This is a genomic window from Candidatus Aegiribacteria sp. (genome assembly GCA_021108005.1).
In the GTDB taxonomy this organism is placed as follows: Bacteria; Fermentibacterota; Fermentibacteria; order Fermentibacterales; family JCC-6; genus Aegiribacteria.
The window spans coordinates 1-8,473 of sequence record JAIORS010000176.1 but is presented as its reverse complement, the minus strand read 5'-3'; the positions used below and the strand labels follow the sequence as shown (position 1 = coordinate 8,473).

11 protein-coding genes are annotated in these 8,473 nt (G+C 44.8%); 3 read left to right on the top strand and 8 right to left on the bottom strand.

What is annotated here, in order from left to right:
- From K8S15_11360 to K8S15_11345, 4 genes are all read right to left on the bottom strand, one after another.
- Nucleotides 1–350, bottom strand: a 350-nt coding sequence (locus K8S15_11360) for a toxin-antitoxin system HicB family antitoxin (GenBank protein ID MCD4776631.1), incomplete at its 3' end; no start/stop codon positions are given.
- The gene (locus K8S15_11355) at nt 334–540 is read right to left on the bottom strand and encodes a type II toxin-antitoxin system HicA family toxin (protein ID MCD4776630.1); all 207 of its coding nucleotides are present in this window, start codon (nt 538–540) and stop codon (nt 334–336) included. The genes K8S15_11355 and K8S15_11360, both read right to left, overlap by 17 nt.
- A gap of 70 nt (nt 541–610) precedes the next feature.
- Nucleotides 611–1,585 (bottom strand): hypothetical protein, encoded by a 975-nt coding sequence (locus K8S15_11350; protein MCD4776629.1) that lies wholly within the window; start codon nt 1,583–1,585, stop codon nt 611–613.
- On the bottom strand, nt 1,582–2,385 hold the full coding sequence (locus K8S15_11345; protein ID MCD4776628.1) for a DUF72 domain-containing protein: 804 nt from the start codon (nt 2,383–2,385) through the stop codon (nt 1,582–1,584). Before K8S15_11345 ends, K8S15_11350 begins: the two co-directional genes overlap by 4 nt.
- Nucleotides 2,386–2,749: 364 nt before the next feature.
- On the opposite strand from K8S15_11345, the gene K8S15_11340 reads away from it, so the two are divergent.
- Nucleotides 2,750–3,667: a DUF4325 domain-containing protein gene (locus K8S15_11340; protein ID MCD4776627.1), complete on the top strand. Its 918-nt coding sequence runs from the start codon at nt 2,750–2,752 to the stop codon at nt 3,665–3,667.
- A 4-nt stretch (nt 3,668–3,671) separates the two neighbouring features.
- On the opposite strand, the gene dinB is transcribed toward K8S15_11340, so the two are convergent.
- Entirely contained in the window at nt 3,672–4,817 is a 1,146-nt protein-coding gene (dinB, locus tag K8S15_11335) for a DNA polymerase IV (protein ID MCD4776626.1), read from the bottom strand.
- A gap of 17 nt (nt 4,818–4,834) precedes the next feature.
- Entirely contained in the window at nt 4,835–5,089 is a 255-nt protein-coding gene (locus tag K8S15_11330) for a hypothetical protein (GenBank protein ID MCD4776625.1), read from the bottom strand.
- 190 nt (nt 5,090–5,279) lie between these two features.
- Here K8S15_11330 and K8S15_11325 point away from each other — a divergent pair, with 190 nt between their 5' ends.
- Both K8S15_11325 and K8S15_11320 read left to right on the top strand, forming a co-directional pair.
- Nucleotides 5,280–5,630, top strand: a complete 351-nt coding sequence (locus tag K8S15_11325) for a hypothetical protein (GenBank protein ID MCD4776624.1) — start codon at nt 5,280–5,282, stop codon at nt 5,628–5,630.
- 18 nt (nt 5,631–5,648) lie between these two features.
- Nucleotides 5,649–6,263: a T9SS type A sorting domain-containing protein gene (locus K8S15_11320; GenBank protein MCD4776623.1), complete on the top strand. Its 615-nt coding sequence runs from the start codon at nt 5,649–5,651 to the stop codon at nt 6,261–6,263.
- A 146-nt stretch (nt 6,264–6,409) separates the two neighbouring features.
- Here the strand turns inward: K8S15_11320 and K8S15_11315 are convergent, their stop codons facing one another.
- The gene (locus tag K8S15_11315) at nt 6,410–7,879 is read right to left on the bottom strand and encodes a T9SS type A sorting domain-containing protein (GenBank protein ID MCD4776622.1); all 1,470 of its coding nucleotides are present in this window, start codon (nt 7,877–7,879) and stop codon (nt 6,410–6,412) included.
- 13 nt (nt 7,880–7,892) lie between these two features.
- Entirely contained in the window at nt 7,893–8,078 is a 186-nt protein-coding gene (locus K8S15_11310; protein ID MCD4776621.1) for a hypothetical protein, read from the bottom strand.
- Between the last annotated feature and the right edge of the window lie 395 nt (nt 8,079–8,473).

The window sequence follows — 8,473 nt, the reverse complement described above, 5'->3', positions numbered from 1 at the left end:
TTTTTCTCCCCATAGTGAGATCCTGGTTCTTTCAATACATTTACGCAGTATGAGTTCAGGCTTTCTCCATTTCGAAGAGCTTTAACGGCCAGAGTTCTATGAATATCTTCCCCAACCCGAAGCACAAATTTACCGGAATATTTCCTCCCTGCAGTTGGAGGTGGAAGTGGATCTCCATCTTCCCTGTAGATTCTTAGCCATTCGTCAACAGCCTGGCATAGTTCTTTGTATACTTCAACTTCATCATCACCATGTATTCCACCCATCATTAATCCGGGACAACAGCCGATATAGCATTGATCTTCCTCTGACCACTCAACAATTTTAAGGTAATTATCGGCTGGTTTCATTCTTCACCTCCGAAATGGCTTTTTCTACAGCTCTTTCCTGATATTTCTTTGCGTCATGCCCTGGATTTCCACTGACAGTGATTTTTTCTCCACAGGGGTGCTTGAAATTACGATGATTCCCTTTTCCACCACGATTTACAAATCCTGCCTGCTTCAATTCTCGAATAAGTTCTCTGATCTTTCTTGGCATGATATTATAGTACTACAGTAGTATCGCTGGCGTCAATACCGATGTGTTTCAGAAGTGTTTGATTCCATTGCTACTTCTCAAGGGTGAATATCCTGGCAAGGTTAGAGCAGAGCATCGCCCGGTTGTTGGTTCCATTTATTGCGATATCCTGCACCGTGCCGTAGGTTGATGAAGTAGCTTCCACATTGTTATTCTGGGCATTGATTACCGAAACACCGCTGCTCTTGTGACCTACATAGATGTAATGATCGTTGGGAGTTACCGCCACTGATAACGCCGGGCTGGATATTGGATAGGTGGAATAACGCTGGCCTGTCCCTGTATCGATTCCCCATATCGCATCCAACGAATCGGGAGCTGCGTAAATTAGATTACCGGGGCCGGCGTAGAGATCGTTTACCCCTCCGGGAACTACGCATTCAGCCGTTACCGTGGTGAGATCACCCGTGGATATCTTCTTGATGGTGTTATCGTTACCGTCAACTATAAATATTGCGGTTCCATCGGAAGTGATTACAGCCGCTACGGGATCCTGCAACCCCGATACCGCATCGACAGCCGTCACATCCCATGACTGAGAGTTGATGGTTGTAATTGTTCCGTTTGCCCCAACGGAATAGAGGTGCCAGCTGCCACCTGTCGGATCTGTCAGAATGAATCTGCCGTAGGCGCTGAGGGCAACAGGGCTGTGTACAACATAGGTACTGTTGCTAACGTAAAAGAGAAGGTTACCGCATAACGCAAGGGCATAACCGCCCTCCGCGGTTGCTCCCACATCTTCTACCGTATATCCCTGTAGGTCTACGCGGGCCAGGCAGTAGCCATGTTCGTAATCCACGAAGTAAAGGCTGTCCGACGCGGCTATACCATCTTTACCCTCTTTGAGGTAACAGCAGCTGGAAGGAATATTTGAGGTGGATATGTCCTGAAGAAAGTAAAAGGGGAAATCGGCTGATATGACCGGATTGGTAACTCCGCAGCCCGTACCCGGTAAAATCACAACCGCAGTGGTACAAATTGAAAGCAGTACCAACACATTTTTCATAATAATTCTCCTGCAAATAGTTCTTTCATTCTAATCGCGTCTCTGACGGCCTGACCAAAATGACAGTTGTTGAACATTACGAACATCTTTCCGGATTCCGCGCCCAACCTGTTTATAGCAGGTTGCCATGCCTGAAGTTCCTCATCGCTGTAGCTGTAATTATACCGGAGCGGGCCGCCATTCCACCACTGAGAGGTATTCCTTCCATGAAATCTTACATAACCGAAGGGCTTTCCACCTATGGCCACCGGAGGCGGCAGATGGGGAAGCCTGGGAAGATCCACAGAAACAAGGGCCATCCCGGCGCCGCTTATCCTGTCAAGAATGTCCTTTCGGTACCATTCATCGTATCTGAATTCTACAGCGAGTGGAACTTCTTCTGTTTTCACGTAGAGTTCTTCAACGTAGCGGATGCCCGATTCCGAAGGTTTGAATGAATAGGGGAATTGAGCAAGGAGACCTGAGAGCTTACCGCTCTTTGTAAACGGTTCAATCATTCTGCCGTACTCGTCCCACTGTTGCTTGGAGGTGTCCCTCGAGTGGGTCATGCTGGAATGCAGTTTAACTATGAACTGGAAATCGTCGGGTGTTTTGTTGACCATGTTCCAGGAAATCTTTGGATGCATTATCCTGTAGTATGTGCTGTTCACCTCAACAGAGGAAAAGTGTTCTGAGTAGAAATCCAGCATCTTTCCTTTTTGAGTACTCGGAGGATAGAAAGGACCGACCCAATCGGGAAAACTGTATCCGGATGTACCCACCTGCAGATCCGTCTTACTTTGCAGCAGCTCAGCGTTCATAATTCACCCTTGCAATTCCTTCCCGGATTCAATCACTGACATGATTTTAATCTTATCCGTAACGTCTCGTCAGTCAATGGAACAGAATAAATAGCCATGAAACCGTCAGTAATGAGTTTACAACTTATAATATCTTTTCCATGTGTAGTTGACAACATGACCATTATTTACACCTTGTTTACAACTTAATATTTTGGATTTATATATAGCTGTAAACCACGGGAAGTGTAATATGGATGTCAGATCACTGATATTAAAAAAATTGCAAAAAAATGGGAACGTTCGGGCTTCTGAAATAGTTCGGGATACGGGCTATTCGCGTACATATGTGAATCGATTTTTCAGAGAACTTCGTGAAGAAGGAGTGCTTACTCTTATTGGTAAAGCAAACAGAGCCAGATACATTCCAGCAACTGAAAAACGGGTCACGAAAGAAAGAAAAGCAATAAAGAATGTAAGAAAGATTCTCCTTAACAATGATTTGAACGAAGACGAAATATTTTCCGATATCAGGCAAAATACAGGTATCTTATGCGAACTTGCTAAAAATGTATCGGTAATAATTGAATACGCTTTCTGTGAAATGCTCAATAACGCAATTGAACATTCCTGTTCTGATAAAATTACAATGATAATGAAAAGACGGCCTGAAAGTATTTACTTTGAGATAAGAGATTATGGTATTGGTATTTATAAGAATATTAAAGAGAAATACGATCTGGATAATGAAATAGATGCCATTCAGGATCTTACCAAGGGAAAACTGACTACAGATCCCGCTTCACATAGTGGTGAGGGAATATTCTTCACTTCGAAGGCTGGAAATACACTGGTTATACAGAGTTCCCGGATGAAATTGATCTTTGATAATTTAATCAATGATATTTTTGTAAGGAATGTTAAGAACATAAAAGGCACAAGAATTACTTTTTCAATAAGCACGGATTCAACGAAGAAGCTCGATACCGTTTTCAACCGGTATAGCGATAATCACTACAATTTCAGTACAACAGAAGTTTTCATCAAATTGTACGATACCAAAACGAATTATCTCTCCCGCTCCCAAGCTCGAAGATTATTAACGGGTCTGGAAAAATACAACACTGTTATCCTTGATTTCAAGGGAGTTTCCAGTGTCGGGCAGGCATTCGCTGATGAAATATTCAGGGTCTGGCAAAACAAGTATCCAGATATAACAATAGTCAGCAAAAACACCTTAGAAAACGTTTCATTCATGATAAACAGAGCTTTAAATCATAATCAGCATACAAATGGCAGTTGATCTTTTATGAAACATCGATCTTTGCAATTGTTCTACCGCCTGTAACCGCACCCTCTCCGTAGCGGTGCCGGATACGATCTATCGTATTATCGATTTTTTCAGTTCTGCCTCCGAACATTTCAAGTTGCCGCCCTGATTCATCTGTAAGGGAACTGAGGCACACTCCTATGAGCCTTATCCTGGAGCTGATCGCAAGGTGGGCCAGGGAACGGGCAGCAGTGTAAATTGTTCTGGCGCTGTCAGTGTACTCTGCAAGTGAGCGGACCCTGGAGCGGCGCTGCATGTTACTGAGCCTGTACTTCAATGTGACGGCATTCCCTGCAAGCCCTTTATCGCGTGCTCTGCGGGCTACTTTCTGGCTCATCATAGCAAGCACCGGAAGATACTCCTGCGGCTTTAGGACATCGGTGCTGAACGTATGCTCGTTGCTTATTGAAAGGGGCGGTGGAGAAAGGTCTCCGGGAACAACAGGTGAATCATCGATACCCCTGCAAAGAAAGTAAAGGCTTTCGCCATGTTTTCCCAGAAGGGCCCGGAGCTGCTGGCGGGTGAATTTCCGCAGGTCCGCTATTTTTTCTATTCCCAGGCTGAGAAAACGCCTCTGTGTGGCGGGGCCTACGCCCCATATCCTGCCTACCGGAAAACCGATAATATCATTCGGCTCAAGCTCCGCAATTCCCCTGGGTTTTGCCTCTTTTGAAGCCATCTTGGCCAGAAATCTGTTCCGTGCGATGCCTATGCTGGCCCAGAGGCCGGTACTTTTTAGAATATCCTCCTGTATACGCTCAGCCAACTCCAGGGGCGATCTGTCGCCTATGACGCCGGCTACATCCATGAACGCCTCATCGATGCTGGCTGGGTCGACTATGGGAGAAAACGAGAGAAGTATCTTCAGAATTCTTCTGGTATAAGAAACATAGCTTCCGTGACTTCCGGAAATTATGGCGGCATCCGGCGCGAGCCGCATGGCATTGACCATCGGCATACCGGACCTTACCCCCACCGCGCGAGCTTCGTAACTGCAGGAAGCCACAACGGACCTGAGGTTTCTTCCTCCCACAATCACAGGTTTTCCCTCAAGCCATGGAAAGGAAAGGCGTTCAACCGATACAAAATAGGTGTCCATGTCGATGTGGAATATTACACGCATATGGAGGGGGGTACCCCCTAACTGTTCTCGGAATAGTGGAAATCAAGTGTCCAGGTGAGATCGGATATATTTAGGTGAAGCTCGTACACATCTTCTTCCCTGGTACGTACAACGTAATGAAAAAGGGGATATGTCCCTTCGCGGTTTTCCCATTGCGATGAGACCGAAGCAATATGGTACACATGACCATGCCACCTGAACCGGCAGGGCTGCACCTTCCCACGGGCGAAATGGCCTATCATTTCAACAGGCTCATCGTACCTGGTTACCATATTCCACCTCCTCCACTGGCAGAACAAAAATAGTAAACATATGTTTAGCAGTCAAGTTTTGAACAGGAGAAAGAACCGAGCTTTCCTGTACCGTGTACTGTACGGAAGAAATTATTCCTTGTATAATAGTATGAATTTGATGCTTTATGAATCATATTGGGTATACGAATCAGGAAAGCAGGAAAAAATTATGAGAATCGCTCTCACTTTCGCGATCGTCCTTATTTCGATCGCGCCGGCCAAGAGCATCATACAGACTTTCGACTCCCCAACCGGGGACATCGCCGGTCTTGGCTGGGAAAACGACACTCTATGGGCCGTCGATGCTTTCACGAAAGAAGTTTTCAAGATCGATCCGGCATCGGGTAACGTTCTTGGATCTTTCACCACGATCGTAGCTTCAAGCTATGAAGCCACCGGGCTTGCAGTTGAAAATTACTATGTATACATCGGAGCCTGGAACAACAGCACCAATGGTTACGTTTATAAGTACACCTACGGGGGCAGCTATCTCGGCGTTGTCAGCATGTGCGGTGGTTGAGGTAACCCTGTCTCGTCGGTGACGGGACTTGCAGCAAAAGATAACTACCGTATTTATGTCAGTTCACGGAATCAGAATAGAACCTACAGATACACGGCTCCATCGATCACTTCCAGATATTCTTACATCTACTACACCGGTGGGAGCCAGACCAGAGATATCGCTATTACCACCGAAGGCAACATCTGGGTAGCCACCGACTGGACCAGTATTCCGTTGAGACTCTACAACACAAGCAACACTATGATCGATTTCATTGACAATACGCTGATTCCCAGCGCCTGCGGAGTAACCATTGATGACGACGGCTACCTCTGGGTAAGCGATACCGATAACGACTGCATATACAAGATAGATCTTACCGAAGGTATCGAGAGTTCTGTCGAGGGTACCGCTCTGGAACTCCAGGCTTCATCGAATCCGTTTGCCGGCCAGGTAACTATCACCGCAACCGGTTTCGACAATCAGGCGACCATAAGCATCTACGATATAAGGGGCAGCCTGGTAACCGGAGACAGCTTTTCCGGATCATATGTGTTTGGCGAATCAGACGATCTCTCGCAGGGAGTTTACTTCGTCAGGGTCAGAAATGGCAATGGATCGGAAGCAATCCTGGAATTACTGAGTCTCTGATCTTTACTGTGTTTTGAGGGGCCGGGCCTTTTGGTCCGGTCCATTTTTTGAACAGCGCCCAAGAACTTGGATAGAATACAAACCAAATATAAATATAATAGGACAAAATGTTTAGATGTTAGGCCCGGCACCCTTGGTTTTCTCTTTCATTCCAGTTTCAGCAGTGAAGCAGTGGCAACTATATTTCCCGAACTTAGCCTTGCTGTATAAATACCTGGAGGGAGTTCAACTCCCGAAGACGATTCTCCATTCCAATGGAAAACAGCTTCCCCTTCGCTTGAAACAGACTCAAGTTCTGCGACCAACCTGCCGGATATGTCAAATATCTGAAGATTCTCCGAATCATCGGAGTATACTGAAACCTCAATACTGACGAGCCCGGAGAAGGGATTTGGAGCAATATCAAGAACTAGATCCATTATGGAGCCTGCTGTTTCTCCTTCGCAACCCTGCGTGATTGTTGTGTTCCTTGCAACAACTGCCATATTATCTGAAGCCATGTATGTAATTAATACATAATCCGGATCTGAATCAAGATCAAAATCTGCAATCTTGAATTTCTGACCAGGTCCATTAGAAAGATATTCAAAACCATTGAATGTTCCGTCTCCATAACCTGCAATCGTTCCTACAACCGAAATATCCAAATGCCCATCCAAATCAAGATCGGCAGTCGATATTTGCTTCATCATGCATTCAGCATAAAAGTATTCTTCACCTGTCTGTAGAAATGTTCCATCTTGTTGATTCAGAAAAACGAATGTTGAGTATTCGCTCATTGCAGCGTCTCCTGCAACAGCAATATCAGTATAACCATCCTCATTAAAATCTCCGCAGGTGCTGTAGTATTGAAATGCCGCTGATGCGAAGTATTGCTCTGGATAGGCGAAACTTCCATCACCATTGCCCTGGTATACACTGAATCCCCAGCCCATCGGTACACACAGATCCAATATTGAATCAACTCCAGTTTCACCAAAATACGCCAACTGACAGGATGTAGAGGATCTGTAGTATGTCCACACTTCAGTAAAGCCTCCTAATCCATCTCCCAGTAGGGTTTTTACTGTATCCCCATAAACAAATATAGGATATGGATTGTGATGTAACGTATCAAATGGAGCCCCTACTATATCAAGGTGACCATCATTGTTCAGATCTCCGACACATCCGTTGTGTGCTGTCCATTGATAGGTATTGAATTCAGAGAATCCTCCTGTTCCATCACCAACATAAAGTTTTGAATCCATATTCATTAAAAGAAAGTCTTCATTACCATCCTCATTGAAATCACCAGTCAGCACCTGCCAGTGGTAGATATCAACTCCCGTGGTATCCAGAGGTACAGCACCCAGTCTTATGAAACTGCAATCCCCATTGGAAAGAAATACCTCGTACCAGCCTAACCCACCGATATATGGAACTAAGAAGGTTGAATCATTGAGTACAATAAAATCCTCCAAGTCATCGTTGTTGAAATCGGCAGATTCAATATCAATAGGTAATCCGGAAATCGAATAAGTGTATGCCGGTTCAAATATCTCAGCAGTTGTACTTGAGACAATAAAGAACGGAATTATCAGAAAAACTGATGTAACTATTGATTTGTATCTCATCTCAACCATCTCCCTAAGGAAGAACTACTACCCTGCGGATTAGTTCCTCTTCGTTAACCCCTTTAATTACTACCGTATACAATCCTGCCGGGAGGATTTCTGATGTGAGGAATTTAATAGTGTAAGAACCCGGATCAAGCTCTGTCTGTCCAGCGACAATATGTTCTTCCTGTCGGGAATAATAAATTTCGCTCTTCACCTGTTGCATATTCCCCTGACATGAGCAGGGGGAAATCTGCTACTGATACTACGTGGTATGTTGTTACTTCCACTTCAACGGTATCGATGGAAACATCACCCGGGATGGATGTGGATTCAAACGCTATGTCGGCTGATGCCCCCCCCATACAATAAATAACACATAAACTGCTAATATCTTTTTCATGATTCCTACCACAGCTTAGCAGGTAACTTTATTAGTACTTATACTAATTTGTAATAGTCTGATAAGGGGTTGTCAAGTGCACAGGACATTAATAGTAAGTGATTTTATAACTTCCCATAATCATTTTAAACACATTTTCAGTGGTCAAGTTTCAATCATGCAGGGTCGGTCCAAAAGGTTCGGCCCTTCTAAAAATATTAGCCATAATA

Bases quoted from the DNA above. Each gene is read 5' to 3' on its own strand.
- K8S15_11350 (MCD4776629.1), bottom strand. From the start codon at position 1,585: ATGAAAAATGTGTTGGTACTGCTTTCAATTTGTACCACTGCGGTTGTG.
- K8S15_11330 (MCD4776625.1), bottom strand. From the start codon at position 5,089: ATGGTAACCAGGTACGATGAGCCTGTTGAAATGATAGGCCATTTCGCC.
- K8S15_11355 (MCD4776630.1), bottom strand. From the start codon at position 540: ATGCCAAGAAAGATCAGAGAACTTATTCGAGAATTGAAGCAGGCAGGA.
- K8S15_11345 (MCD4776628.1), bottom strand. From the start codon at position 2,385: ATGAACGCTGAGCTGCTGCAAAGTAAGACGGATCTGCAGGTGGGTACA.
- K8S15_11315 (MCD4776622.1), bottom strand. From the start codon at position 7,879: ATGAGATACAAATCAATAGTTACATCAGTTTTTCTGATAATTCCGTTC.
- dinB (MCD4776626.1), bottom strand. From the start codon at position 4,817: ATGCGTGTAATATTCCACATCGACATGGACACCTATTTTGTATCGGTT.
- K8S15_11325 (MCD4776624.1), top strand. From the start codon at position 5,280: ATGAGAATCGCTCTCACTTTCGCGATCGTCCTTATTTCGATCGCGCCG.